Genomic DNA, 25,019 nt, shown 5'->3' with positions numbered 1-25,019 from the left:
TTCGAGCCGACCGGTTGTCGGTTAAAATCGCCCGCAGACTGCGCAGCCTTGTGCTGCGCCACGCCACACACCTCATTCGATACAGAAAAGACTAGTCATGGATTCCAACGCCGTCGCCGATTACCTGCTGGCCAACCCGAAGTTTTTCGAAGAGCATGCCGAGTTGCTGTCACAGGTCCGCCTGTCCAGCGTGCTGGGCGGCCGCACGCTGTCGCTGCAGGAACGCCAGATGGACGTGCTGCGCGACAAGCTGAAGGCAATGGAACTGCGTCTGGCTGAACTGATGCGCATCGGCCAGGAAAACGACCGCATCACGCATAACTTTCAAGCATGGACGCGCGACCTGCTGCTGGCACGCAACGATGTCGACCTGCCGCATACGCTGACGACCGGATTGCAGGGCATTTTCGGCGTACCGCACGTGACGCTGCGCCTGTGGGGCGTCGCGGAAGAATTCGCGCATACGTGGTTTGCGGCTGAAGTTTCCGACGACGTACGCCTGTTCACGAACAGCCTGTCGGAACCGTTCTGCGGCCCGAACAACGATTTCGAAGCCGTCTCCTGGCTGGAAGACACGCCGGCAATCCAGTCGGTTGCGCTGCTGCCGTTGCGTCTGGACGGCACATCGGAAGCCTTCGGCCTGCTCGTGCTCGGCTCACCCGATGCCGAGCGTTTCACGCCCGACATGGGCACCGACTTCCTTTCCAACATCGCACAGACGGCAGCCGCCGCGCTCGCCAGCCTGATCGACTGAACGCCATCATGCGCAACGCCGTCGATCATGCAACCATGGACGGCTATCTCGACAGTCTCGCCAGTCAGCGCAAACTGTCGCAGCTGACGATAACCAGCTACCGGCGCGACCTGCTCGAACTGGCTGCCTTCGCCGCCGAGGCGAAACAGGACGTGGCCGCCATCTCGCATTTCCAGGTTCGTAAATTTGCCGCGCAACTGCATGCGCGCGGATTGAATCCGCGTTCCATCGCACGTAAGCTGTCCGCCTGGCGCGGCTTCTTCGGCTGGCTGGCCGAACAGAATGCGATCGCCTCCAATCCGGTCGACGGCATCAAACCACCCAAGCGCACCAAACCTTTGCCGAAGGCGCTGACAGCCGACGATGCGGTACGCGTCGTCGCCGAAAACACCCCGGGCAAACAGGCCGATGCGACGATGACGCTGTGCAACCACGCGATGTTCGAACTGCTGTATTCGAGCGGATTGCGCGTGTCCGAATTGGCCGCCCTCGACGTGCGCTATGCCCGGGAAGGCAACCATACATCCGCCGGCTGGATAGATTTCGACACGCGCGAAGTCACGGTCACCGGCAAAGGCAACAAGGTGCGCACGGTGCCCATCGGCGGTCCTGCGCTGGAAGCGATCCATGCATGGCTGGGCGTGCGCGCAACGCTGTTGAAGACCGACCCTCACCCGCTGTTTCTCAGCGAACGCGGTACGCGCATCTCGCCGCGCGTCGTCCAATTTCGGCTGAAGGCGCATGCGCAAGCCATCGGCCTGCCGACCAATGTGCATCCGCACGTACTGCGGCATTCGTTTGCCTCGCATGTGTTGCAATCGTCGGGGGACTTGCGCGCCGTGCAGGAAATGCTAGGTCATGCATCGATTTCCGCCACGCAAATCTATACGTCGCTCGATTTCCAGCGGCTGGCGCAGGTCTACGACGCTGCGCATCCACGCGCAAAGAAGAAAACCGATTAAGAACGTCAATCAGAAGGACGATCGAAGGCCGATCGAGAAACCTGATTAAAGGAATTGCATCCGAGGAATCGGCCGACCAATCCTGTTGCAGAATTTCATTATGCAACTCAATTGCAGAATTGCGGCATAATCGCAGACGCCGCACTTTCATCGTACAAGCACATCCACCCGCACATCATTGTTGAGCACACCATGAAAAAAACCGCCGCTCCGGATTTCCATGCGCTGGCCGAACACCAGTTGCGCGAATCGCCGCTGCGCGCCACCGATGCCCGCATCAAGGTTCTGGCTTCGCTGCTCGGCGCACACCATGCGCAATCACATCAGGACATTCAGGACACGCTGACCGACATGGATCGCGTCACGCTGTACCGCGCACTGGATTGTCTGACCGATGCCGGCCTGGCACACAAGATCGCCGGTGACGACCGCGTATTCCGCTACAACGCCGGTGTCGAACAGCACGAAGCCGGCGACCACGCACAGCAGCACCAGCACGGCCATTTCAAATGCACACGCTGCGCACGCGTCTTCTGCATCGAGAACGTCGATGAAAAGCTGTTCGCCGGCAACGATGGCGCAAACACGAAATCGCTGCGCCAGCAACTGCAGAAAGTGCTGCAGGATGCACTGGGCAAAGGTTTCCAGAGCCACGACATCGAACTCACGATCAAGGGCTGGTGCGCAGACTGCGCAACGAAAGCCGGCGCCCTGAAAACCGGCACCCGCAAGTCCGCCTGAGTCGGGCCGACAACGGCACCATCAATCATCACAAGGCAACCACCATGGCATTGATTCCCGTCACCATCCTCACCGGCTTCCTCGGCGCCGGCAAGACCACGCTGCTCAATCGCATCCTGCAGGAACCGCACGGTTACAGGATCGCCGTCATCGAAAACGAATTCGGCCAGGAAAACATCGACAACGAAATCCTGGTGCAGGACAGCAAGGAACAGATCGTCGAAATGAACAACGGCTGCATCTGCTGCACGGTACGCGGCGATCTGATCGTGGCGCTGACCAATCTGGCGAACCGGCGCAATGCCGGCGAACTGCAGTTTGATCGCGTCGTCATCGAAACCACCGGCCTTGCCAATCCCGGACCTGTCGCGCAGACTTTCTTCATCGACGAGGAAGTGGCATCCGAATATCGCGTCGATGCCGTCGTCACCGTCGTCGACGCGCGCCACGCAATGCAGCAACTTGATCAGTACGAAGAAGCGCAGCGCCAGGTCGGCTTCGCCGATCGCCTGCTGCTGTCGAAGACCGATCTGGTGACGCCGGACGAATTGCAGGTGCTGACCGATCGCATCAAGCGCATCAATCCGCGCGCACCGATCGCCAACGTCGATTTCGGCCATGTGCCGATCGCCGACGTGCTGGATCTGCACGGCTTCAATCTGAACGACAAGCTGGATATCGATCCTGATTTTCTTGCCGCCGAAGAACACGAGCATGCGCATCACGATCACGACCATGCCTGCGGCGCGCACTGCGATCACGAGCACCATCATCACGACCATCATCATGGCCACCACAGCGACGACATCGCCGCTTTCGTCTTCAGTGCCGACCGGCCGTTCAATACGGAAAAGCTGGACGAATTCCTCGGTGGCCTGGTACAGGTTTACGGACCGCGCATGCTGCGCTACAAAGGCGTATTGTGGATGGATGGCGCCGACCGCAAGGTCGTGTTCCAGGGCGTGCACCAATTGATGGGCACCGACATCGGTGCGAAATGGGGCGAAAACGAGGTGCGCGGCAGCAAAATGGTCTTCATCGGACAGAATTTGCCGAAAGACACGTTTATTCTCGGATTGAAACAATGTTTGGTATAAACTACCGTGGTTTTGAGCTCTGGAGGTAGCGGCCTGTAGATGCGAGGGAGGCAATCGCGCAAGGCACGATGCGATCCGAATGTGCGAAGGTTCATCAAGGACAAGGGACTATGAACGCCACCGTCACAAAAACTGCAAAAAGCGCAAAAAAAACCGCTGCAAGTAGTGCTCGCGCCAAGCCGTCTGCCAAGAAGACGCCGGCCAAAACTTCCGTGAAAGCGCTGACCGGCAAAGTCGTCAAGGCGCTGGCCAAACCGCTGAAAGCCGCAGGGAAAACCGCGGCACCGGCAAAGAAAACACCAACCAAGAGTGCGGTAAAATCGCCGAAGCCGGCCGCCAAGACGGCGAAGCCGAAAACGCCGGCGGCAACCCGGACAAGCGTGGCAAAAACCGCAAAGACGCCGACAAAATCGGCAGCCCAAACGAAACCTGCCGCCAAAACCGCGGTCAGACCCGCTGCGAAAAGCACGACACCCGTCCGCAAAACTGCCGCAGCGGTCCCCGAAAAAAACGCATCCCGGTCCGGAGCGACGAGCGGCAAGACCGTCTCCAGACCGATGGATAATATTGAACCATCCGTTTCAAAGGCAAGAGAAGTGGCAACCAAGACATCCAAAGCATCTCCCGCTCCCGCAGAAGGCACGCTGTTGACCGAAGAACAGATCCTGAAGATGAGCGACAAGGATTACATGAACGAGGCGCAGCTCGCGTTCTTCAAGAACCGCCTGCAACAGCTTGAGAAAGACCTGCTGAAAAACGCCGACGAAACCACCGAACATCTGCGCGAAACCGTGCTGGTACCCGATCCCGCCGACCGCGCCACGATCGAGGAAGAGCATGCGCTGGAACTGCGTACCCGCGACCGTGAACGCAAGCTGCTGAAGAAGGTGCAACAATCGATCGCCTCCATCGATTCCGGCGATTACGGCTGGTGCGAGGAAACCGGCGAACCGATCGGCGTGGCACGCCTGCTGGCGCGTCCGACCGCAACGCTGTCGCTGGAAGCACAGCAGCGCCGCGAACTGAAGCAGAAGTTGTACGGCGACTGATCCGATCGATGACGGTTCACGGTGACTGATCACACGCAGTCGATTCGGCGCCCTAATCAGCCATCTGCAAATAATTAGCGCGCGGCTCTATCCGCGCGCTTTGTTTTTTTATAGAATGCAACCGTGTTGCAATCCTGTATTGCAAATCGCCGCCTGTCGACGACAAGCCCGGCGGCAATCCTGGTACGCCTTCGAGGCAACTCGCAACAATTTCGTGACAACTTCATGGCAATTTGAATAGCAACCTTTAGCAGCCCAACGCCAAACCCGTGAAACCCGTGCTTCCAGTCATGCGTCGCCAAAACCGACTCTGCTTCATCGCAGCGCTGGCGATGTTGCTGCTGTTCGCACAGTGGATGGGGCTGCGACACAGCATCGCGCATGCCGATCTGATCGACGGCAACCATGTCGTGTTCCAGTCGGCACAAGCAGCCGACGCTTCAAGCGAATACGTCGGCGACAAGGGCCATTCCTGCAAACTCTACGACAGCGCCACGCTGAGCGATTCAGCACCGCTACCTATCGTACTGCCGGTCATCCGTACCGGCATGCGCATCATCACGCAGCGCATATCGGCCATCCTGTGGGATGCGCCGCTGCGTTGCCACTTCTCTTCCCGCGCGCCGCCGCGGGCGTAATCGAACTTTCCCTTTTCGTCGCACCGATCGCGCTGTCGCTCGGCATGCGGCTGTCCCCATTCGCATTCAAGGAAGTTTCATGATCGCCCAACGCACTTTGCTGGCGAGCGCCGTCGTCTCCGCGCTTGCCTCGCTATCCCACGTCGCACTCGCCCAGACGGCAAACCCCACGCCTGCTGCGGACAACACCGCCACTACCACACTGCCCGCCGTCGTCGTCACCGCCACGCCGTTCGGCAACGATGAAAATTCCGAAATCCTCGCGCCCGCCAGCGTGCTGAGAGGCGACGAGTTGCGCAACAAGCTCGGCAATTCGCTCGGCGACACGCTGTCGCACGAGCTCGGCGTTTCCGCTTCTGCCTTCGGCGCCGGCGCATCGCGCCCCATCATCCGCGGCATGGAAGGTCCGCGCGTGAAGATACTGCAGAACGGCATGTCCATTCTCGACGCATCCACTCTGTCGAACGACCATGCCGTCGGCGGTGAAGCATCGACCGCACGTCAGATCGAAATCCTGCGCGGCCCGGCCTCTCTGCTCTACGGTTCGGGCGCAATCGGCGGCGTCGTCAACATCGTCAACGACCGCATCCCGACGCAGCTGGTAGACAAACCAACCGGCGAAGCGGAAGTGCGCTACGGCACCGTCGATCGCACCAAGAACACGTCGCTGTCGATCGATGGTGCGGCCGGCGACATCGGCCTGCACGTCGACGGCAATTTGCGCGATGCCGACGACTACAAGATCCCCGGCCATGCGGACGCAAACGATTCCGGCTCGGCCAGCGGCCGTCTGCCGAACTCGTTTGCACGCACCAACAGCCTGGGCGTCGGCGCTTCCTACATCCAGAGCTGGGGCCACATCGGTGCATCGGTCGGCGTCAACGACGACCGCTACGGCATTCCGACCGAAGAGCGCTCGTACATCACGCTGAAACAGACGCGCATCGACCTCGACGGCCTGATCAAGGAACCGTTCGGCGGCGCCTTCGAATCGCTGCGCTTCAAGATCGGCAATACCGACTACAAGCACACCGAGCATGAAGAAGACGGCACACCGGCCACCGACTTCAAGAACGATGCGATCGAAAGCCGCTGGGAACTGACGCATAAGCCGATCGCGGGCTGGCGCGGCACCTTCGGCATCCAGACCGAGAATTCGAAGTTTTCCGCGCTGGCGGCCGACGGCAGCGGACCGGAAACGGTGCCGGTCACCAAGTCCGATTCGATTGCCGGCTTCATCGTCGAGGAACGCGACTTCGGCCCGTTCAAGCTGACCGGCGGCGCGCGCATCGAAAGCGTCAAGCGCAAACCGCAGGACGACGCACTGACCGATCGCGACTTCACGCTCGGCTCCTACTCGCTCGGCGGCCTGTGGACCTTTACGCCCGGCTACGCGCTCGGCCTGACTGGCTCCGTCGCGCAGCGTGCCCCGGCGATCGAGGAACTGTATTCCAACGGCCCGCACGAATCGACCGCCACCTTCGACATCGGCGACAACAACCTGCGCAAGGAAACCTCGCACAACATCGAGCTGAGCCTGCAGAAGACGACCGGTCTGATCCGCTGGAAGGCGAACGTCTACGAGAACCGCGTGAAGAACTACATCTATGGCCGCACAACCGGTACCGTGGACGAAGATGGCATTGCCGATCCGGACGGCGAATTCACCGAGCGCTTCTGGTCGCAGGGTGATGCGACGATACGCGGCGCGGAAGCCGAGATCAGCTACAACCTCGACGGCCCCGGCCTGTCGCTGCGCGGCTTCACGGACACGTCGCGCGGCCGCCTGGACAACATGGGCAACCTGCCGCTGCAACCGGTGACCCGCGTCGGCGGCGAGATTGGCTATCGCCAGGGACCGTGGCGCTCCGGCCTGTCGGTGGTGCATGCCGACAGCCAGGACAATCTGGCCCGCTTCGAAACCTTCGCCACGCCGTCGTATACGCAGGTCGATGCCAACCTGTCGTACACGCAGAATGCCTCGTCGTCTATGCCGATCACCTGGTTCGCCATTCTCAAGAACCTGACGAACGACGACATCCGCCTGTCGACGTCGGTACTGAACGACGTGGCGCCGCTGCCGGGCCGCAATCTGATCGTCGGCGTGCGTACCAACTTCTAAGGCCATTCCGGTATCGCCAACTGCCGTTTTTTGGCTACACTAACGAGCCTGCCATTGTCCGCGTGACGGTGGCAGGCTGTTTTTTGGCCTACCGCTTGTGTTACCTTTGCGGAACTTCGGCATCCTCGCAAGGCTGGCATGACCATGCGGGATGTTTCCTTATCAACTCGGTGCATCGCCGGCAACGGCAGACCGTTGCAAATCAGGACAGACGTGGGGATTTTTTCGTTATTCGGGAAAAAGGACGGCCCGCCGGCACGCAAGACCGCCGAATCCGACGCTACCCGCAAACGCCGCGACGGCAACACCGCACGTCCCAAAGTCGACGAGCAGACGCAGCAGGTGCAGCGCAAGGCAGCACAGGCAACCGCGCTGAAGATCGATGCGATCGAGTCCGAAATGTCGTCCGAATTCGTCAAGCCGCTGCCGTTCAGCGGCAACACGATGCCCGGCCCACCCAGCCAGTTCCTGAACACCAATATTCCGCTCCCGGAAACTGCCGAGACGCAAACCAAACCCCAGCCCGCCTCGACCGCGAAAGTCGCTGACAAAACGACCGACAAGCCAACAGACAAAGGCGCCAACAAAACCGACACCCCGGCCGAATCGGAGAACTCTTCGGTACTACCCGACATCATGGGCGCCAGCACAGCCTTCCTGCTAGGCGCGGAAACGGTGATCGGCCGGCCGGCGATTTCCGCATCGGAAGCGGCGCCCGTCATTGAGGAAGCCGCCATCCTGTTCGCCAACGGCCAGACGGACATGATCGAACCCATCCTGCTGCACGCGATTGCCGACGATGCCGTTGGCAGCACGCCGCAGACCGTCTGGGGCATGCTGTTCGATCTGTACCAGATCACCGGCCAGCGCGAAAAATTCGAAAACCTGTCACTCGACTATGCCGGCAAGTTCGAAATGTCGCCGCCGGCCTGGATCGACAGCGGCAAACCCGAAACGCCTGCTGCCGCGCCGAAATCCGGTGGCTCGACACCGGGCGTCGCCTTTCCTGCCAAGCTCGATGCCGGCATCGTCAAGCAGCTGGAACGCCTGAAGAACATGGCCGAGATGAGCAACGTGCTGCGCCTCGAATTCGCGCGCGTGGCCGAAGTCGATCCGATCGGCTGCGGCCTGTTGCTGAGCGTGCTGAAGAAGCTGCAGAAATCCGGGCACAACCTGATCCTGGTCGGCGCCGCCGAACTGGCAGACAAGATACGTGCCATCCTCGCCGTGGGCCGCCGCGACGAGACCGAAGCGCCGTGGCTGCTGCTGCTCGAATTGCTGCGACTGCTGAACCGCGAAGCCGAATTCGAGGAAACCAGTATCGATTACTGCGTCACCTTCGAAGTCTCGCCGCCGGCCTTCGAATCGCCGCAGGACAAGGTCGTCACCGATACCGAGGAGTCGTTCGGGCAGGATACGACGGACGATGCCGAAGACCGTTTCATGATGCCGGCCGTGATCGATGCGCGCAATGAAACGCTGCTGCAGAACATCACCGCACATGTACACAAGCACAACCCGGCCATCCTCGATTGCGCAAAGCTGACGCGCATGGATTTCACCGCCGCCGGCTGGCTGTTCGGCGGCATGACACCGCTGATCAACAGCGGCCGCGTCATCGAACTGCACAACGTCAACCATTTCGTCACGGCGCTGTGCGGCGTGATGGGCATCAAGGACATCATCCGCGTCGTCCCGCGCAAGACCTGACGCGCCACCGGCTCCTGCGGTACGCTTGCCACGATACTCTTGCAATCGCGGCGAGCGCCCCAACCTTCAGCTTCATTCTGCGGTTTTGATCGTTTCGCAACCGCTTGTTCGCCCACTTTTCGTCCGCTTTTTCATCATTTCCGCGGCAAGGACCCGATTTACCGTCTCTTGCGCATTCATCCAGAGGCCAGCATGGAACAATTTCACGGCACCACCATCCTGTCGGTACGGCGCGGCAACAGCGTCGCACTCGGCGGCGACGGCCAGGTCACCCTCGGCAACGTCGTCATGAAAGGCACTGCACGCAAGGTGCGCAAGGTCTACAACGGCAAGGTCCTGGTCGGCTTCGCCGGCGGCACGGCCGACGCCTTCACACTGCTGGAACGCTTCGAAGCCAAACTCGAAAAACACCAGGGCAATCTGATGCGAGCCTCGGTCGAACTCGCCAAGGACTGGCGCACCGACCGCATGCTGCGCCGGCTCGAAGCAATGCTGCTGGTGGCCGATCGCGACAGCACGCTGATCATCACCGGCAACGGCGACGTGCTGGAGCCGAACGACGGCATCGGCGCAATCGGCTCCGGCGGCACCTACGCGCAATCGGCCGCCAAGGCACTGTTCGAGAACACCGATCTGCCGCCGGCCGACATTGTCAAGAAATCGCTGACCATCGCCGGCGAACTCTGCATCTACACGAACCTGTCCCACATCATCGAAACACTGGACTGATCCGAAAGCATTCCATCATGAACATGACTCCCCAGGAAATCGTTTCCGAACTCGACAAGCACGTCGTCGGCCAGGGCAATGCCAAGCGCGCCGTCGCCATCGCCTTGCGCAACCGCTGGCGTCGCCAGCAGGTGCCCGATCCGCTGCGCCATGAAATCACGCCGAAGAACATCCTGATGATCGGCCCGACCGGCGTCGGCAAGACCGAGATCGCACGCCGCCTCGCCAAACTGGCCGATGCGCCCTTCATCAAGATCGAGGCGACCAAGTTCACCGAGGTCGGCTACGTCGGCCGCGACGTTGACACCATCATCCGCGACCTGATCGACATCGGCATCAAGCAGACGCGCGAGGCGGAAACGCGCAAGGTACGTGCACGCGCCGAAGATGCAGCGGAAGACCGTGTGCTCGACATTCTGGTGCCCCCACCGCGCGACTTCGGCTTCAATTCCACGCCGAACAGCGGCGACAGCGGCAATACCGCGCGCCAGACCTTCCGCAAGCGCCTGCGCGAAGGCTCGATGGACGACAACGAAATCGAGATCGAACTGTCCGAAGCCGGGCCGACGATGGAAATCATGGCGCCGCCCGGCATGGAAGAAATGACCGAGCAGATCAAGTCGATGTTTTCCGGCGTCGGTGGCAATCGCAAGAAGATGCGCAAGGTGAAAATCCGCGAAGCAATGAAGCTGCTGATCGACGAGGAAGCCGCAAAACTCGTTAACGACGACGAGCTGAAACAGAAGGCGATCGCCAACGTCGAGCAGAACGGCATCGTCTTCCTGGACGAGATCGACAAGATCGCCACGCGCTCGGAAGTCGGCGGCGGCGACGTTTCCCGCGCCGGCGTGCAGCGCGATCTGCTGCCGCTGGTGGAAGGCACCACCGTCAATACCAAGTACGGCATGATCAAGACCGATCACATCCTGTTCATCGCTTCCGGCGCGTTCCATCTAGCCAAACCGTCGGACCTGATTCCGGAACTGCAGGGACGCTTCCCGATCCGCGTCGAACTGGAATCGCTGTCGATCGCCGACTTCGAACGCATCCTGACCGGCACCGACGCCTGCCTGACGCGCCAGTACGAAGCGCTGATCGGCACCGAGGACGTGAAGCTCGAATTCGCGCCGGACGGCATCAAACGCCTGGCGGAGATCGCCTACTCGGTCAACGAAAAGACCGAAAACATCGGCGCGCGCCGGCTGTACACGGTGATGGAGAAATTGCTGGAAGAAATCTCGTTTTCCGCCAGCGAAAGCGCCGACAAAACGCTGACCATCGACGCCGCCTATGTCGACGCGCGACTGGGCGCACTGGCGGTCGACGAAGACCTGTCGCGTTACGTGCTGTAAACGAGACGGGCGCTATAATAGCGACGCAAACTATCCGCCGGCCTGCGCAGGTAGCGGATGGAAGAATGGGTACAGAGACAAGGAAAGGAAGAAGAGATGAGCGCCTACTACTGGCAAAAGCGCTGGGTCGACGCCCTGGTTGAAAAAGGCGTCGAACGCAGCACGGCAGAGACGTTATATGCATCCACCTACAGCAACGAAGCTGCAGACCAGTCAAAAAGCCCGGAACTGCAAGCCATGCTGATGCTGGACATGAGCGGCGGCAAGGCAAAAACAGCAGCGTGCGCAAACGCCTGATCCACGCAAACGGCACCCATCGCGGTGCCGTTGTTTTTTCATCCCGGCATTCTTCTCATCATCATGGCCAACAAGGCACTCGCCAAGCGGCAGAAGATGACCATCCGCATCGAGCCTTCGCAAAAAGCCCTGAAGCCGCGCAATCCGCTGGTAGCGCCGGCACTGCAGCGCGCAGCCGGCCCGCATCGCAAATCGGCCTCCGGCATCCGTCAGGAACAGAAACGCCAGCTCGGTAAAAAGCTGTCGAAACTGCCGGAACCGGACGACGAATGAAACGGCAGACCGGCATCATCGCCATGCCGTAGCGCAACCCTCCATCGATTGATCGATCCCCGGTTTATTGCTATAAAAGACGCGTCGCATCCCGCACGGCGCGCTGGCGCCGCACACCGGAACGAACGCCGAGGAGAACACGATGGCTCTGCCGCACGCAACATCCGGGGAATTGATTGACGTCCGCCCTCTGGGGCCGCGTATTTCCAACGCCGTTTCCAATGCCTTGTTCAAGACGCCGCAGCTCGAACTGATGCGGCTGGTACTGCCGCGCGGCAAGGGCATGCCCGAGCATGCGGTGCACGGACCGCTCACGATACAGTGCCTGGAAGGCGCGGTCGAATTGCACGCGCATCAAAAGACGCAGACGCTGCGTGCCGGCGAACTGGTCTATCTGGCAGGAGGAGAACCGCATGCGCTGCATGCGGTGGAAGACACGTCCGTCTTGCTGACGCTGCTGCTGCCGCACTGAACGCGGCAACGGTTTCAGTCAGATGTTTTTCGCTAGGCGTTTTCGTCGCGCGGACCACGCGACAGCAGACGGCCGACCATCTCGGCCGGCGACACGCCGTCGAACAGCACGGCCGCCACTGCATGCGCAATCGGCATATCGATACCGTGCTGCTGCGCCAGTTCGCGTACCGTCTGCGCGCAACGCACACCTTCGGCCACGTGTCCCAGCTCTTCGACGATCTGCTCCAGCCGTTTTCCTTGCGCCAGCCCTAGACCGACTCGGCGATTGCGCGACAGGTCGCCGGTGCAGGTCAGGATCAGATCGCCCATGCCGGTCAGGCCGGTAAAGGTTTCCGCGCGTCCGCCCAGCGCCACGCCGAGCCGCACGATCTCGGCCAGACCACGCGTGATCAGCGCGGCGCGCGCATTCATTCCCAGTCCCATGCCATCAACGATGCCGGTGGCGATCGCCAGGATGTTCTTCACGGCACCGCCGACTTCGACGCCAATCACGTCATCGGTCGAATAGAGCCGGATATTGCCGCCATGAACGGCAGCAATCGTGCGGTCGCGCAAGACTTCGTCCTCGGAGGCAATCGTCAGCGCACACGGCAGTCCGCGCGCCACTTCCTGCGCAAACGACGGGCCGGACAACACGCCTGCCGGCACAGCGCTTCCCAGCACCTCGCGCACCACCTGATGCGGCAACAGATGCGTCTGCTCTTCGAAGCCCTTGCACAGCCAGACGACGTTCGGAATCTGCCGTCCCTGCAGCCGCGTGACGGTCGGCCGCAGGCCGGACAACGATGTTGCCGCCAGCAGCAGGCCGTCCGTTCCGGCATGCGCAACGGCGGCATCGAAATCCGACGTCAGCGACAGCGCTGCCGGCAGCGGAAAGCCCGGCAGATAAGCCGCGTTTTCACGACTGGCCTGCGCGCGCCGCATGGTGTCTTCTTCACGTCCCCACAGTACGACGTCGTGGCGGTCGGCCAGCGAAATGGCCAGCGCCGTTCCCCACGCGCCCGCGCCCAGAATGGTGATCTTCATGCGATGGATAGGATCAACGAATTACCTCGTGAAAGAAACCGGGAAGACAACGCCGACGGCTGGCAGCGAATACGAAACGGCACCGCATCATCTGCGAATGTGCCGCGAATGAATGTGTCGCGAATCATTCATTCACCCCAGACCTCGCTCGCCTTGACGTATCCGCTGGTGCCGTCCTGATGGCGAACCTTGACCCATCCGGCGGCGGCGGCAGCCTGCCATTCGAGCAGCACATTCTTTTCCGCCGTCGCCACCGTGGCGGCAGTCTCTGCCGGCGCCGCGCGGATTGTCGCGCTGGCGGCCGTCACGACGACATTGCGCTTCGTCGTCAACGCCTTGCTCTGCATCCATGACAGATCGCCGGTCGCATCGCGTACCTTGGTCCAGCCGTCCTGATTCAGGATAACCTCGACCGGCATGCCGCGCGGCGCGATGAAGACCTTGCGGCCGCGCTCCGACGGCGCGTTGTACATGACGGCCGGATCGTCGCCTACCGAACGGTAATTGGCAGCAGAGGCACTGGCAGCAAACGCCATGCCGCACAACATGCACAGCGCGCCCTTGATGCCAGTCGTCAGGAAAACGGATGTTTTCATGCGATCACTCCACGATCGATGAAGCGGCGCTTGCATCATACGCAAGCGCCGCATGCAATCAATGCTTGGCGGCGGAGCCGTCGGCCATGACGATGCCGGCGCCATTCTGTTCCTGCTGCTGGCGTGCGAAGGCTTCCAGGCGCTGCTGGTAGAACACCTCAAAATTGACTTCGCTCAGATGCACGGGCGGGAAGCCGGCACGCGTGATGACGTCGGCGATATTGGCACGCAGATACGGATAGATGATGTTCGGGCAGCCGATGCCGAGCAGCGGATCGAGCTGCTCTTCCGGGATGTTGCGCACTTCGAAAATGCCGGCCTGCTTGCCCTCGACGAGGAAAGCGACCTTATCCTGAATCTTGGCGGTCACGGTGATCGTCACCGTGGATTCGACGATGCCTTCAGCCACCGGCTGCGCACCGACGTCGACCGCGACCTCGATCGACGGGTTTTCCTGTTCCAGGAAAATCGCCGGGGAGTTCGGTTGCTCCAGCGACATGTCCTTCAGGTAGATACGCTGGATCTGGAATACGGGTTGTTTGTCGTCAGCCATGAGGCACTTTCATCGAGGATTGAAGAAAGCGGGCTTGCGCCCGCCGGATATTGAAATGTGGGAATCAGGCGCCTTGCAGCAGGCCATCCAGCTTGCCGGCGCGGTCCAGCGCGCTCAGATCGTCGAAGCCGCCGACATGCGTGTCGCCGATGTAGATCTGCGGCACCGTGCGGCGGCCGGTCTTTTCCATCATGGCGGCGCGCAGTTCGGGTTGCAGGTCGACGCGAATCTTTTCGATCTCCGCCACGCCCTTGGCCTTCAGCAGACGCTCGGCCATCAGGCAATACGGGCACACGCCCGTGCTGTACATCGTCACATGCGCAGTCATGATGATTTCTACCTGTTCCTTATTTGCTGATCGGCAGGCCCTGCGTTTGCCAGCCGTCCATGCCGCCCAGCAGCGCCGCCGCGTCCTTGAAACCTTCCTTCTTCAGAAGTGCGGTCGCCCTGTTCGATTGCAAGCCCTTGTCGCATACCACGATCACCGGGCGCTCCTTGAATTTTTCCAGCTCGCCGGTACGGCTTTTCAGCTCCTTCAGCGGGATGTTTTTTGCATCGCGAATGTGGCCCGCCGCGAACTCTTCGGCGGAACGCACGTCAACAACCACGGTCTTCCCTTGATTCAGCAGTTGCGTAGCTTGCAACGCGGTAACTTTCGCACCCATGCGCTGCAATGAAGTGACCAACAAGGCGCCGCCCGAAATCAGTGCCAGGGCGATCAGAAAAATATTGTCGATGATGAATTTCACGGTGTCCTACTGGGTTGAATGAATCCCGGCATTATAAAATAGAAGGCCGGCTACAATTCGGATTCGGCATTTTGCATCAAAAACCCATATCTACCCTTACCAGAACCATGTACAAAATCGTATTGATGCGCCACGGCGAGTCCACATGGAATCTCGATAATCGCTTCACCGGATGGGCAGATGTCGATTTGACGGAAAAAGGCTGCGCAGAAGCAAGGCACGCCGGCGAACTGCTGCGCGAAGCGGGATTCACCTTCGATCTGGCCTATTCGTCAATGCTGAAACGCGCGATCCGCACGCTGTGGATTGCGCTCGACGAAATGGATCTGATGTGGATTCCGGTCGTCTGCCACTGGCGCCTCAACGAGCGCCACTACGGCGCGCTGCAAGGCATGAACAAGGCAGAAACCGCCGCCCAGTATGGCGCCGACAAGGTCATGCAATGGCGTCGCAGCTTCGACATCCCGCCCAAGCTGCTGGAAGCCGACGATCCGCGCACCTCGTACGACGATCCGCGCTATGCCCATCTCGACCGCAGCGAGATTCCGCTCGGCGAATGCCTGAAAGACACGGTCGAACGCGTCATCCCCTACTGGAACGACACGATTGCACCGCAAATCCGCTCGGGCAAGAACGTCATCATCTCGGCACACGGCAACAGCCTGCGTGCGCTGATCAAGGTGCTGGACGACATCAGCGACAAGGACATCGTCTCGCTCAACATTCCGAACGGTCGTCCCATCGTCTACGAACTCGACGCCAACCTGAAGCCGATCCGCCACTACTATCTCGGCGAACCGGCGGCAACGCCGGCCGCCGCTCAGGCCCGCTGATTCCGCAACCGAATTTGTGCAGATTCCGCATTTCATTCGTTTTCCGCGCCGCTTCCGCTCCATGCGTTCGCTTGTCCTGCTGACGTCGGTCATGCTGGCGTTGGCGCTGCCGGCTGCGCACGCACAAAAGGAAACCGACCGCAGCAGGCAGAAAAAGGCGGCTGAAGCCGAACGCGCCGATCTGCGGCAGAAGCTGAACGAACTCAAGCGCAGCATCGACAAGACCGAAAGCGCCAAGAGCGACGCCGCCGATGCACTGGCGGAATCCGAAGCCGCGATTTCCGATGCCAAGCGCGATCTGCGCGAGCTGGCGGGCGAACAGAAACAGACGCAGGCCAAGCTCGACGAACTGTCGAAACAGATGACGGAGCTGCAAAAGACGGTCGAATCGCAACAGGGCCAGCTCGCGTCTCTGCTGCGCGACCAGTATGTCGCCGGCAACGAGGATCGCATCAAGCTGCTGCTGTCGGGCGACAATCCCAACCGCATCAATCGCGAACTGCAATACATGGGCTATGTGTCGCGCGCGCAGGCCGAGCTGATCGAATCGCTGCGCGCCAACCTGCACAAGCTGGAAGAAAAACAGGTCGAAGTGCAGAACGCCAAGGCCGAACTGGACGAAATCGCCGCCGAGGCACGCAACCAGCACGCCATCCTGCAAAAGCAGAAGACGCAGCGTGCCGCGCTGCTGTCGACGCTGTCGAACAAACTGGCCGCGCAACGCAAGGAAGCTGGCAACATCGCGCGCAACGAGCGCCGGCTGTCGACGCTGGTGGACAAGCTGACCTCCCTGATCGCTGAACAAAAGCGTGCCGCAGCGGCCGCTGCCAAGAAACGCGAACAGGCAAGGCGGGAACGCGCCGCGCGTGCCAAGGCTGAACGCGAACGCCGTCTGGCGCAGAACAAGCAGACCAATCCTGATGCCATCGAGGACGACGAACCGCCGGAAGAACAGCCCGCAGAAGCGCTGGCCCGCAACGAACTAACACCAGTGCCCGGCATGCAGGATGGTGCCTTCCCCGCGCTGCGCGGCAAGCTGCGGCTGCCGATCGCCGGCGACCTGATCGCGCGCTACGGCAGCAAACGCGGCGACGGCCCGCCGTGGAAAGGTCTGTTCATCCGCGCGCCGGAAGGTACCGAAGTCAAGGCCGTGGCCAATGGCCGCGTCGTCTTCGCCGACTGGTTGCGCGGCTTCGGCAACCTGATCATCATCGATCACGGCAGCCATTACCTGACGATCTACGGCAACAACCAGTCCGTCTTCAAGCGCGCCGGCGATGCAGTGCGCGCCGGCGACGTGATTGCCGGCACCGGCAACAGCGGCGGCAACGATCAATCGGGTTTATACTTTGAAATGCGGCATGATGGCCGTGCGTTCGACCCGCTCGGTTGGGTAAATATCAGGTGAACATGGGAATGAAACTCAAGAATATCGCACTGGTTGGCTTCGGCATGATTGTCGGCGCGATCGGGATGGGTACACAACTGGACGCAATCGCCCAGAAAAATGCCGGCTCGACACTGCCGCTGAACGAATTGCGCCAGCTGGCCGATGTGTTCGGCCTGATCAAATCCGACTACGTCGAACCGGTCGACGACAAGAAACTGCTGACCGAAGCCATTTCCGGCATGGTCTCGTCGCTCGATCCGCACTCGGCCTATCTTGATAAAAAGGCATTCAAGGAACTGCGCGAAGGCACGCAAGGCAAGTTCGTCGGCCTCGGCATCGAGGTCGGCATGGAAGACGGTTATGTAAAAGTCATCTCGCCGATCGAGGATTCCCCTGCCTACCGCGCCGGCATCAAGGCTGGCGACCTGATCACGCGCCTGGATTCGACGCCGGTCAAGGGCATGACGCTGGACGAAGCCGTCAAGCGCATGCGCGGCGAACCGAATACCAAGATCACGCTGACGATCGCCCGCAAGGATGTCGACAAGCCGGTCATCGTAACGATCGTGCGTCAGGAAATCCGCGTGCAGAGTGTCAAGGCCAAGATGGTGCAGCCCGGCTACGCATGGCTGCGCATCTCGCAATTCCAGGAACCGACCGTCGACGACATGGCGAAGAAGATCGCCATGCTGTACGCCGAAGATCCGAATCTGAAAGGCCTGGTGCTCGACCTGCGTAACGACCCGGGCGGCGTGCTGCCGGGCGCGATCGGCGTGGCGGCAGCCTTCCTGCCCAAGGATGTCGTGGTGACGTCGACCAACGGCCAATTGCCGGATTCCAAGCAGACCTTCTACGCACGCCGCGAATTCTATGCGACGCGCATGGTCGGCGATCCGCTGGCCAAGCTGCCGGATGCGATCAAGAAGATTCCGATGGTCGTACTGGTGAACTCCGGTTCGGCATCCGCTTCCGAAATCGTGTCGGGCGCCCTGCAGGATTACAAGCGTGCCACCATCATGGGCACGCAAACCTTCGGCAAGGGTTCGGTACAGACGATCCGCCAGTTGTCGCCGGATACCGCAGTCAAGTTGACGACGGCGCGCTACTACACTCCGAACGGCCGCTCGATCCAGGCGCGCGGCATCGTGCCCGACATGCTGGTCGATGAAACCGCAGATGGCGACGGCCTCGACGGCCTGCGTCTGCGCGAAGCCGATCTGCAGAAGCATCTGATCAACGACAAGGACAAAGGCCCGGAAGTCCATGCCGAGATCGACACGCCGGCGGAAGAGCAGCGACTGCTCGACATGGAGAAGAAACGCAAGCCGCTGGAATTCGGCAGCGCGGACGACTTCCAGCTGCAGCAGGCGCTGAATTTCCTGCAGGGCAAACCGGTGACGCTGTCGAAATCCGCCAAGATCGAAACCAAGAAGGAACCGAGCATCAACGATCCGAAGAATGGTGAAAAAGGCAGTGACAAGCCCGCCGACAAAGGCACCAAGGGCGACGAAAAAGGCGACAAGAAGTAATCGCGACAACCGATAGAAAAGAGCCGCAGCGATGCGGCTCTTTTGATTACAGCGTACGCGATCACGTTAAATGCACAGACGTACGAATGAGTAAACGAAATCCATGAACGATCAACAGCTGCTGCGCTACTCCCGCCATATCCTGCTCGACGAAATCGACATCGCCGGCCAGGAAAAACTGCTGGCCGGACACGCCTTGATCATCGGCGCCGGCGGCCTCGGTTCGCCTGCAGCGATGTATCTGGCATCCGCTGGACTCGGCACTATCACGCTGGTCGACGACGATACTGTCGACCTGACCAACCTGCAACGCCAGATCCTGCATACAACCGAACGCGTCGGACAGGACAAGGTCGCATCGGGCAAACAGACGCTGACAGACATCAATCCGACCGTCGAAATCGTCGCATTGAAGGAACGCGTGTCGGGCGATCGGCTCAACGAACTGGTGAGCAAGGCTTCGGTCGTGCTGGACTGCTGCGACAACTTCGCCACGCGCCATGCCGTCAACCGCGCCTGCGTCGCCAATCGCGTGCCGCTGGTATCCGGCGCGGCAGTCCGCTTCGACGGTCAGATCAGCGTGTTCGATCCGCGTGGCATCGGCGGCGACTGGCCATGCTATGCCTGCCTGTTCCCGGAAGACCAGCAGTTCGAGGAAGTCAATTGCGGCACGATGGGCGTGTTCGCGCCGCTGGTCGGCATCATCGGCAGCATGCAGGCGGCCGAAGCGCTGAAACTGGTCGCCGGCATCGGCGAACCGCTGGCCGGACGCCTGCTGCTGCTCGATGCACGTGCGATGGAATGGAGCAGCATTCGCATCGCCCGCAATCCGACCTGCAGCGTCTGCGGCCACGTGCATTGATCTGCGCGATCTGAAGCCGCCATGTACACGTCGACCTTCACCTTTGCCCCGGGGCAGTACGACGATACATTTCATCGCCTGGATCAGGCCATCGCAGAGATAGCCAAAAACATCCCCGGCTATCTTGGCGAAGAAACCTGGCAAAACCCCGACACTGGCCTGGTATCGAACGTGTATTACTGGGAATCGCTGGAATCCCTGCAGATGCTGATGCAACATCCAAAGCATCTCGAGGCAAAGGCTGCGCAGGAAAAATGGCTGCATGGCTATCAGGTCGTCATCTCGCAGGTACTGCGCACATATGGCGATGCCGGAATCGACCATCCGCTTGCCCGCAAATCGGGCTGACCACATCATCTGCCGCATACCGGCAACGAAGACGCCGACTTCATTGCACATGCATCGCTTCCCTGAACCCTCGTTCGTCGCCATAACCTGCCGGTTTCCGAAATTTTGCGGGCCACCCGGCGTTCCATCCCGCGAAAAACCGCCATGGCGCCTCTGCCACGCAGCCATTCGCCCAAATAAGTGGATGCCCTATTCCAACAAGTCGTTACCGTGCTTTACACAACTTTACCGATCGCAAGCGTATCGGCAACAGAGCGCTCCTACAGTAACGACATGCCCGCTCGACTTGCGGGAGACATCGAAAGGAGCTTCATATGAACAAGCAAATCACCACGATCCGCACCACTTCCCCAGCACGCAACCGTATGGTGCTGGCTGGCGTTACGGCCGCCCTGATCGGCGCATTGTCGCTGTCCGGCATCAGCCAGGCGGCCGACACGACGGCTTCGCAGTCCGCACCGCAAGCAACCGCACAGAAACATGACGGGAAGCACACCCGCATGAGCCCGGAAAAAGCGGAGAAACGCACGCAACGCATGATCGAACGCCTGGTGCCGGATGCGACGGCGGAACAGAAGACCAAGCTGTCTGCCATCGCCAAGGCCAATTTCGAGCAGCTGCGTCCGTTGAATGAAAAACTACGCGCCGTACGCGCCGACGAGATGAAACTGCTGTCGCAGCCAACCATCGATCGCAACGCACTGGAAAAAGCACGCCAGGCAAACCAGCAACTGGCCGACCAGCGTTCGCGCATCGTCACCAAGTCGTTTGCCGATGCGGCCGAAGTGCTGACGCCGGCACAGCGCGTCGCCGCGGCAGAAAAACTGGCCAAGCATCGCCATCACTTCCGTCACGGTCACGGCCACGGCCCGCGCCACCACGACGGCAAGATGCATGACGGCGCAGCACAGTAACGCTGCATGACCAACGCCTCGCCTTCTCTTTCCGGGAAGGCGAGGCGCCGCGTTACACTACGCCCATGAGCCAACGCCTACTGATGATCGAAGACGACCAGCGCCTCGCGGCGATGGTCGCCACCTATCTGGGACAGAACGATTTCGACGTGCACCACAGCGGCACCGCCGCAGACGGCTTGCAGCAATTGCAGCAGGCCGAACCGGCATTCAACGTCGTGCTGCTGGACCTGATGCTGCCCGATGCCAACGGCCTCGACGTATGCCGCCAGATTCGCGCGCTTCCCGCGCCGCTGAATACATTGCCGATCGTGATGCTGACCGCCAAGGGCGATCCGATGGATCGCGTGATCGGCCTAGAAATCGGCGCCGACGATTACGTCCCCAAACCCTTCGAACCGCGCGAGCTGCTGGCGCGCCTGCGCGCCGTGCTGCGCCGGCAGCAAGGTGTACCCGCCCCCGCGAGCGATACGCAGCGCACATTGCGCTTCGGTCGCCTGGAAATCGATCTGGACGCGCGCGTCATTCGTGTCGATGATCAGGAAAAACCCGTCACCTCCTATCAATTCAACCTGCTGGCCGCAATGGCCGAACGCGCCGGCCGCGTGCTTTCGCGCGAGCAGTTGATGGATGCGGTAAAAGGCGAACCGCTGGAAGCCTTCGACCGCTCGATCGACGTCCACATCGGTCGCTTGCGCGCCGCCATCGAAGACGATCCGAAACAACCCAAACGCATCATCACCGTGCGCGGCGCCGGCTACGTATTCGCCAAGGCGCAGGATGTCTGACATGACCGCACGCTCGTTCTGGCCGAACCGGCTTTACATCCGCATCTACGTCGCGGTACTGGTCAGCATCGTGGTCGCAGCACTGCTGTTTGCCTGGGCCTGGCGACTGAATACCGAATCACGCCAGATCGGCCCCAACCTCGAATCGTTCGCCGCCATCGCCGCCGATGTGCTGCCGCCGGCCGACGCCGACAACGCCACGCAGCAGGAAGCGCTGGAACGCTGGCGCAACCGCATGCGCGCCGATCTCACGCTGTACTCGGCGCAACGCGAAGAGATTGCTGCGGTCGGCCGGCCGCTGCCGCCACTGGAGCCGACGCAAACCACCAGCGGCTGGCTGGACGGCGGTCCGCCGGTATTCGCCGTCAAGCTGCCGGATGACCGCTGGCTGGTCGGCCAGATACGCGGACGGCGCGGTCCGCCGATCAACCTGTTCGCCGCGCTGGCGATGATCTGCCTTGCCACCGGCATCGGCGCCTATCCGATCGTGCGCCGCCTGACGCGCCGCCTCGAACGTCTACAGACCAGCGTGGAAGCGCTGGGTGCCGGCCAGTTGTCGACGCGTATTGCGGTCGAAGGCAAGGATGAAATCGCGCGCTTGGCAACCAGCTTCAACCGCTCGGCGGCACGCATCGAGGAACTGGTCAATGCACAGAAGGCATTGCTGGCAAATGCATCGCACGAACTGCGTTCGCCGCTGGCGCGCATCCGGATGGCGCTGGAGCTGGCATCGCCTTCTGTCGAACCGGCGATGCGCGACGAGCTGGCGCACAACATCGCCGAACTCGATCAGCTGATCGACGAAATCCTGCTCGCCAGCCGGCTCGATGCTACGGCGGAAACGACGATGGCGTTCGAGAAGATCGACCTGACGGCGCTGGTTGCCGAGGAATGTGCACGCGTCGACGCTGTACTGGATGCGGAAGCGGTCGAAGTGAAAGGCGATGCGCGGCTGCTGCGCAGGCTGGTGCGCAACCTGCTGGAAAATGCGCGCCGCTACGGCGGCGGCACGCCGATCACGGCATCGCTTGCCATGGCGGGGAATACGGTAGCTCTGCAGATTTGCGACGAAGGCCCCGGCGTGCCGCCGGCCGAGCGCGAAAAAATCTTCGAGCCGTTCTATCGGCTGCCCGGCGCCAGCGAACGCGAAGGCGGTGTCGGGCTGGGCCTGGCGCTGGTCAGGCAGATCGCGCGTCGCCATGGCGGCGACGTCCTCTGCACGGATCGCCACGGCCGCGGCAGCTGCTTCGTCGTCACGCTGCCGCGCTGAAGAACATTCCGCGCAATTTCGAAGGCGGAAAGGCAATCAGCCCCAGACGATGGTCGCCGGCAATGCGCCGCGCAAAGCGTTGCACATGACGACCTCTTCCGCGCGGCGCAAATCGTCCACCGTCAGCACACGCTCCTTCGCGTTCCATTGCGGATCGTCCAACATCACGCCGCGCATCACGCCGGGCAATACGCCGGCCGTCAGCGGCGGCGTGAACCACTTGCCGTCCAGCTTGACGAAGACATTGCTGCGGCCTCCCTCCGTCACTTCTCCGCTCGAATTGCAGAACAACTTGTCGAATGCGCCTTGTCGCTCGGCATCGCGCCACGCTTCGTCATAGACGGTACGATTCGTCGTCTTGTGGCGCAGGAACAGATCGTCCGCCTCTGTCGCCTGTGCGGTCATCAGGATATTCACCGGTGTCGACAATGCTGCCAGCGGCGCGGTCTGTATCTCGATGACGCCGTCCTGCTGCAAAGCCAGGCGCATCCGGTAATCCGTATCGCCATCGAAACCGGCCACCGTCTGTGCAATCGTCGTGCGAATCGTCGCTTCGTCGAAGGCGAAACCGAAATAGGCTGCGGAGCGACGCAAGCGTTGCAAATGCCGTTCCAGATTGCGGCAGCCGTCGCGCGTTGCTCGCATCGTTTCGAACAGCGCAAAACCGGCTTCCAGTCCTGTCAGGAAACGCGCCTTCAACAGACATTCTTCATATTCCAACGCCGCGACGCTGTCATGCACGATGCCCGCGCCCACACCCAGTTCGCCTTGCCGGACGCCATCCTCATGCACGGCACCCAACCGCAACGTCCGAATCGGCACTGACATGCAGAAATCGCCGATGCCCTGCTTCGCCGATGGCGGATCGAACCAGCCGATCGCGCCGGTATACAGGCCGCGTGCATGCGCTTCCAGTTCGCGGATGATTTGCATCGTCCTGTGCTTGGGTGCACCGGTGATCGAACCGCATGGATACAACGCGGCGAACACATCGGCCAGCGTCATGTCGCCGCGCAACTGCGCCGTAACGGTCGAGGTCATCTGCAACACGCTGCTGAAGCACTGCACATCGAACAGTTTTTCCACAGCGACGGAGCCGGTCGCCGCCACTCGGCCCAGGTCGTTGCGCAACAGGTCGACGATCATCAGGTTTTCCGCACGATTTTTCGGATCGGCCGCCAGCGCATGCGCAGCGTCGGCATCGCGCGCCGCATCGCCGCTGGCGGCAGCCGTGCCTTTCATCGGTTGCACGGTCAGCCGTCCGCCATCGTGGCGCACGAACAGTTCCGGCGACAACGACAGTACAGCACGGCCATCCGGCAAGCCAATCAATGCGCCATACGGCACCGGTTGCCGCACACGCAAGCGGCGGTACAGTGCAACCGCATCGCCATAGGCGTCGAAGCGCAGACGATACGTGTAATTGACTTGGTAGGTATCGCCTGCCTCGATGTAATCGCGAATGCGCGTCAGCGCGGTATGGAAGGCAGCGCGGTCGATATCCGCATGCACATTAGCGACGCCGGCAGGCTGCGATGCGGCATGTGCCTCAATATGCGCTTCCAGCCAGTCGCTCACCTGCGAGGCGCGCAATTTTTCGCAACGCCGGAACAGCAGCACTTCTGCCAATCTTCCTTCAGCGTTCGCATCAGCATCGGTATCTGCCGCGACATCAACCATGCGCCGTGCGATGCCATGCATCGCCTCGCCCAGTTCGTACGTAAACAGGCCGACGGCAAAACAGCCTTCCTGCAGTTTTCGCTGCATGCTTTCCAGCATCGCAGGCAATTGCGCATGGTCATCGCAACAAAGCGTGCCAATGTAGTCCGAGTACAGACGCGAATGTCCGTCCTCACCGCCTGTCTCGCAATCGTCGAGCAATGCGAAGCAATCGTCGGAACCGGTGGAAGCAGGCAGGAACATGAAAGCGAGACGGGAAGATAAGAAGAGCAGCCGCTATTGT

General features: G+C 61.1%; 28 protein-coding genes. 21 read left to right on the top strand and 7 right to left on the bottom strand.

Going from position 1 to position 25,019, the window contains the following annotated elements:
- The first annotated feature begins 97 nt into the window (after positions 1-97).
- The 4 genes from ACO1VH_RS10575 to ACO1VH_RS10560 all read left to right on the top strand — a co-directional run bounded on the left by ACO1VH_RS10575 (position 98) and on the right by ACO1VH_RS10560 (position 3,554).
- On the top strand, positions 98-754 hold the full coding sequence (locus tag ACO1VH_RS10575) for a DUF484 family protein (RefSeq protein WP_486244428.1): 657 nt from the start codon (positions 98-100) through the stop codon (positions 752-754).
- 8 nt (positions 755-762) lie between these two features.
- Positions 763-1,716 carry a tyrosine recombinase XerC gene (xerC, locus tag ACO1VH_RS10570; protein WP_486244427.1) on the top strand — a complete coding sequence of 318 codons (954 nt, stop codon included), beginning with the start codon at positions 763-765 and terminating at the stop codon, positions 1,714-1,716.
- A 192-nt stretch (positions 1,717-1,908) separates the two neighbouring features.
- The gene (locus ACO1VH_RS10565; protein WP_486244426.1) at positions 1,909-2,457 is read left to right on the top strand and encodes a Fur family transcriptional regulator; all 549 of its coding nucleotides are present in this window, start codon (positions 1,909-1,911) and stop codon (positions 2,455-2,457) included.
- Between the two features lie 44 nt (positions 2,458-2,501).
- Complete coding sequence (locus tag ACO1VH_RS10560) at positions 2,502-3,554, top strand: CobW family GTP-binding protein (RefSeq protein ID WP_486244425.1); 1,053 nt, start codon at positions 2,502-2,504, stop codon at positions 3,552-3,554.
- A gap of 94 nt (positions 3,555-3,648) precedes the next feature.
- Here the strand turns inward: ACO1VH_RS10560 and ACO1VH_RS10555 are convergent, their stop codons facing one another.
- On the bottom strand, positions 3,649-4,161 hold the full coding sequence (locus tag ACO1VH_RS10555; protein ID WP_486244424.1) for a hypothetical protein: 513 nt from the start codon (positions 4,159-4,161) through the stop codon (positions 3,649-3,651).
- On the opposite strand from ACO1VH_RS10555, the gene dksA reads away from it, so the two are divergent.
- The 9 genes from dksA (at position 4,151) to ACO1VH_RS10510 (ending at position 12,196) form a co-directional block, all read left to right on the top strand.
- Positions 4,151-4,603, top strand: coding sequence for an RNA polymerase-binding protein DksA (dksA, locus tag ACO1VH_RS10550; RefSeq protein WP_486244423.1), 453 nt, complete (start codon positions 4,151-4,153; stop codon positions 4,601-4,603). The two genes, ACO1VH_RS10555 and dksA, sit on opposite strands and share 11 nt — an antisense overlap.
- Positions 4,604-4,893: 290 nt before the next feature.
- Positions 4,894-5,241, top strand: coding sequence for a hypothetical protein (locus tag ACO1VH_RS10545; protein ID WP_486244422.1), 348 nt, complete (start codon positions 4,894-4,896; stop codon positions 5,239-5,241).
- Between the two features lie 79 nt (positions 5,242-5,320).
- A complete protein-coding gene (locus ACO1VH_RS10540) occupies positions 5,321-7,363 on the top strand; it encodes a TonB-dependent receptor (RefSeq protein WP_486244421.1) in 2,043 nt (680 codons plus the stop codon).
- A 213-nt stretch (positions 7,364-7,576) separates the two neighbouring features.
- Complete coding sequence (locus ACO1VH_RS10535; RefSeq protein ID WP_486244420.1) at positions 7,577-9,073, top strand: hypothetical protein; 1,497 nt, start codon at positions 7,577-7,579, stop codon at positions 9,071-9,073.
- A 192-nt stretch (positions 9,074-9,265) separates the two neighbouring features.
- Positions 9,266-9,802, top strand: a complete 537-nt coding sequence (gene hslV, locus ACO1VH_RS10530; protein WP_486244419.1) for an ATP-dependent protease subunit HslV — start codon at positions 9,266-9,268, stop codon at positions 9,800-9,802.
- A gap of 17 nt (positions 9,803-9,819) precedes the next feature.
- A complete protein-coding gene (hslU, locus tag ACO1VH_RS10525; RefSeq protein WP_486244418.1) occupies positions 9,820-11,154 on the top strand; it encodes an ATP-dependent protease ATPase subunit HslU in 1,335 nt (444 codons plus the stop codon).
- A 96-nt stretch (positions 11,155-11,250) separates the two neighbouring features.
- Entirely contained in the window at positions 11,251-11,451 is a 201-nt protein-coding gene (locus tag ACO1VH_RS10520; protein ID WP_486244417.1) for a hypothetical protein, read from the top strand.
- A 30-nt stretch (positions 11,452-11,481) separates the two neighbouring features.
- Positions 11,482-11,724: a hypothetical protein gene (locus ACO1VH_RS10515; RefSeq protein WP_486244416.1), complete on the top strand. Its 243-nt coding sequence runs from the start codon at positions 11,482-11,484 to the stop codon at positions 11,722-11,724.
- 142 nt (positions 11,725-11,866) lie between these two features.
- Positions 11,867-12,196, top strand: coding sequence for a cupin domain-containing protein (locus ACO1VH_RS10510; RefSeq protein ID WP_486244415.1), 330 nt, complete (start codon positions 11,867-11,869; stop codon positions 12,194-12,196).
- Between the two features lie 32 nt (positions 12,197-12,228).
- On the opposite strand, the gene ACO1VH_RS10505 is transcribed toward ACO1VH_RS10510, so the two are convergent.
- From ACO1VH_RS10505 to ACO1VH_RS10485, 5 genes are all read right to left on the bottom strand, one after another.
- Positions 12,229-13,224 carry an NAD(P)H-dependent glycerol-3-phosphate dehydrogenase gene (locus tag ACO1VH_RS10505; RefSeq protein WP_486244414.1) on the bottom strand — a complete coding sequence of 332 codons (996 nt, stop codon included), beginning with the start codon at positions 13,222-13,224 and terminating at the stop codon, positions 12,229-12,231.
- 128 nt (positions 13,225-13,352) lie between these two features.
- The gene (locus ACO1VH_RS10500) at positions 13,353-13,820 is read right to left on the bottom strand and encodes an SH3 domain-containing protein (RefSeq protein WP_486244413.1); all 468 of its coding nucleotides are present in this window, start codon (positions 13,818-13,820) and stop codon (positions 13,353-13,355) included.
- 58 nt (positions 13,821-13,878) lie between these two features.
- Positions 13,879-14,373, bottom strand: a complete 495-nt coding sequence (secB, locus tag ACO1VH_RS10495) for a protein-export chaperone SecB (protein ID WP_486244412.1) — start codon at positions 14,371-14,373, stop codon at positions 13,879-13,881.
- 64 nt (positions 14,374-14,437) lie between these two features.
- Positions 14,438-14,701 carry a glutaredoxin 3 gene (gene grxC, locus ACO1VH_RS10490; protein WP_188420018.1) on the bottom strand — a complete coding sequence of 88 codons (264 nt, stop codon included), beginning with the start codon at positions 14,699-14,701 and terminating at the stop codon, positions 14,438-14,440.
- Between the two features lie 19 nt (positions 14,702-14,720).
- A complete protein-coding gene (locus ACO1VH_RS10485; RefSeq protein WP_486244411.1) occupies positions 14,721-15,122 on the bottom strand; it encodes a rhodanese-like domain-containing protein in 402 nt (133 codons plus the stop codon).
- A 107-nt stretch (positions 15,123-15,229) separates the two neighbouring features.
- Here ACO1VH_RS10485 and gpmA point away from each other — a divergent pair, with 107 nt between their 5' ends.
- The 8 genes from gpmA (at position 15,230) to ACO1VH_RS10445 (ending at position 23,056) form a co-directional block, all read left to right on the top strand.
- The gene (gpmA, locus tag ACO1VH_RS10480; RefSeq protein ID WP_486244410.1) at positions 15,230-15,955 is read left to right on the top strand and encodes a 2,3-diphosphoglycerate-dependent phosphoglycerate mutase; all 726 of its coding nucleotides are present in this window, start codon (positions 15,230-15,232) and stop codon (positions 15,953-15,955) included.
- A 61-nt stretch (positions 15,956-16,016) separates the two neighbouring features.
- On the top strand, positions 16,017-17,363 hold the full coding sequence (locus tag ACO1VH_RS10475; RefSeq protein WP_486244409.1) for a murein hydrolase activator EnvC family protein: 1,347 nt from the start codon (positions 16,017-16,019) through the stop codon (positions 17,361-17,363).
- A gap of 2 nt (positions 17,364-17,365) precedes the next feature.
- Positions 17,366-18,874, top strand: coding sequence for a S41 family peptidase (locus tag ACO1VH_RS10470; RefSeq protein ID WP_486244408.1), 1,509 nt, complete (start codon positions 17,366-17,368; stop codon positions 18,872-18,874).
- Between the two features lie 103 nt (positions 18,875-18,977).
- Positions 18,978-19,736, top strand: a complete 759-nt coding sequence (locus ACO1VH_RS10465; RefSeq protein WP_486244407.1) for a HesA/MoeB/ThiF family protein — start codon at positions 18,978-18,980, stop codon at positions 19,734-19,736.
- Positions 19,737-19,757: 21 nt separating this feature from the next.
- Positions 19,758-20,084 (top strand): antibiotic biosynthesis monooxygenase family protein, encoded by a 327-nt coding sequence (locus ACO1VH_RS10460; protein WP_486244406.1) that lies wholly within the window; start codon positions 19,758-19,760, stop codon positions 20,082-20,084.
- A gap of 314 nt (positions 20,085-20,398) precedes the next feature.
- Positions 20,399-20,998, top strand: coding sequence for a periplasmic heavy metal sensor (locus ACO1VH_RS10455; RefSeq protein WP_486244405.1), 600 nt, complete (start codon positions 20,399-20,401; stop codon positions 20,996-20,998).
- 65 nt (positions 20,999-21,063) lie between these two features.
- Entirely contained in the window at positions 21,064-21,786 is a 723-nt protein-coding gene (locus ACO1VH_RS10450; protein ID WP_486244404.1) for a response regulator, read from the top strand.
- Complete coding sequence (locus ACO1VH_RS10445) at positions 21,779-23,056, top strand: sensor histidine kinase (RefSeq protein ID WP_486244403.1); 1,278 nt, start codon at positions 21,779-21,781, stop codon at positions 23,054-23,056. Before ACO1VH_RS10450 ends, ACO1VH_RS10445 begins: the two co-directional genes overlap by 8 nt.
- Before the next feature lie 36 nt (positions 23,057-23,092).
- On the opposite strand, the gene pabB is transcribed toward ACO1VH_RS10445, so the two are convergent.
- The gene (gene pabB, locus ACO1VH_RS10440; RefSeq protein WP_486244402.1) at positions 23,093-24,979 is read right to left on the bottom strand and encodes an aminodeoxychorismate synthase component I; all 1,887 of its coding nucleotides are present in this window, start codon (positions 24,977-24,979) and stop codon (positions 23,093-23,095) included.
- Between the last annotated feature and the right edge of the window lie 40 nt (positions 24,980-25,019).

It is taken from the genome of Oxalicibacterium sp. (genome assembly GCF_057353965.1).
Note: the sequence above shows the minus strand (reverse complement) of the source record. Positions and strands in the feature narration are given on the sequence as shown.

Coding starts and splice junctions, on each gene's coding strand:
- ACO1VH_RS10475 (WP_486244409.1), top strand. CDS start 16,017: ATGCGTTCGCTTGTCCTGCTGACGTCGGTCATGCTGGCGTTGGCGCTG.
- grxC (WP_188420018.1), bottom strand. CDS start 14,701: ATGACTGCGCATGTGACGATGTACAGCACGGGCGTGTGCCCGTATTGC.
- ACO1VH_RS10455 (WP_486244405.1), top strand. CDS start 20,399: ATGAACAAGCAAATCACCACGATCCGCACCACTTCCCCAGCACGCAAC.
- ACO1VH_RS10470 (WP_486244408.1), top strand. CDS start 17,366: ATGGGAATGAAACTCAAGAATATCGCACTGGTTGGCTTCGGCATGATT.
- hslV (WP_486244419.1), top strand. CDS start 9,266: ATGGAACAATTTCACGGCACCACCATCCTGTCGGTACGGCGCGGCAAC.
- ACO1VH_RS10565 (WP_486244426.1), top strand. CDS start 1,909: ATGAAAAAAACCGCCGCTCCGGATTTCCATGCGCTGGCCGAACACCAG.
- secB (WP_486244412.1), bottom strand. CDS start 14,373: ATGGCTGACGACAAACAACCCGTATTCCAGATCCAGCGTATCTACCTG.
- ACO1VH_RS10460 (WP_486244406.1), top strand. CDS start 19,758: ATGTACACGTCGACCTTCACCTTTGCCCCGGGGCAGTACGACGATACA.
- ACO1VH_RS10540 (WP_486244421.1), top strand. CDS start 5,321: ATGATCGCCCAACGCACTTTGCTGGCGAGCGCCGTCGTCTCCGCGCTT.
- ACO1VH_RS10520 (WP_486244417.1), top strand. CDS start 11,251: ATGAGCGCCTACTACTGGCAAAAGCGCTGGGTCGACGCCCTGGTTGAA.
- ACO1VH_RS10510 (WP_486244415.1), top strand. CDS start 11,867: ATGGCTCTGCCGCACGCAACATCCGGGGAATTGATTGACGTCCGCCCT.
- ACO1VH_RS10545 (WP_486244422.1), top strand. CDS start 4,894: ATGCGTCGCCAAAACCGACTCTGCTTCATCGCAGCGCTGGCGATGTTG.
- gpmA (WP_486244410.1), top strand. CDS start 15,230: ATGTACAAAATCGTATTGATGCGCCACGGCGAGTCCACATGGAATCTC.
- ACO1VH_RS10560 (WP_486244425.1), top strand. CDS start 2,502: ATGGCATTGATTCCCGTCACCATCCTCACCGGCTTCCTCGGCGCCGGC.
- pabB (WP_486244402.1), bottom strand. CDS start 24,979: ATGTTCCTGCCTGCTTCCACCGGTTCCGACGATTGCTTCGCATTGCTC.
- ACO1VH_RS10445 (WP_486244403.1), top strand. CDS start 21,779: ATGTCTGACATGACCGCACGCTCGTTCTGGCCGAACCGGCTTTACATC.
- ACO1VH_RS10575 (WP_486244428.1), top strand. CDS start 98: ATGGATTCCAACGCCGTCGCCGATTACCTGCTGGCCAACCCGAAGTTT.
- ACO1VH_RS10500 (WP_486244413.1), bottom strand. CDS start 13,820: ATGAAAACATCCGTTTTCCTGACGACTGGCATCAAGGGCGCGCTGTGC.
- xerC (WP_486244427.1), top strand. CDS start 763: ATGCGCAACGCCGTCGATCATGCAACCATGGACGGCTATCTCGACAGT.
- ACO1VH_RS10450 (WP_486244404.1), top strand. CDS start 21,064: ATGAGCCAACGCCTACTGATGATCGAAGACGACCAGCGCCTCGCGGCG.
- ACO1VH_RS10465 (WP_486244407.1), top strand. CDS start 18,978: ATGAACGATCAACAGCTGCTGCGCTACTCCCGCCATATCCTGCTCGAC.
- ACO1VH_RS10505 (WP_486244414.1), bottom strand. CDS start 13,224: ATGAAGATCACCATTCTGGGCGCGGGCGCGTGGGGAACGGCGCTGGCC.
- hslU (WP_486244418.1), top strand. CDS start 9,820: ATGAACATGACTCCCCAGGAAATCGTTTCCGAACTCGACAAGCACGTC.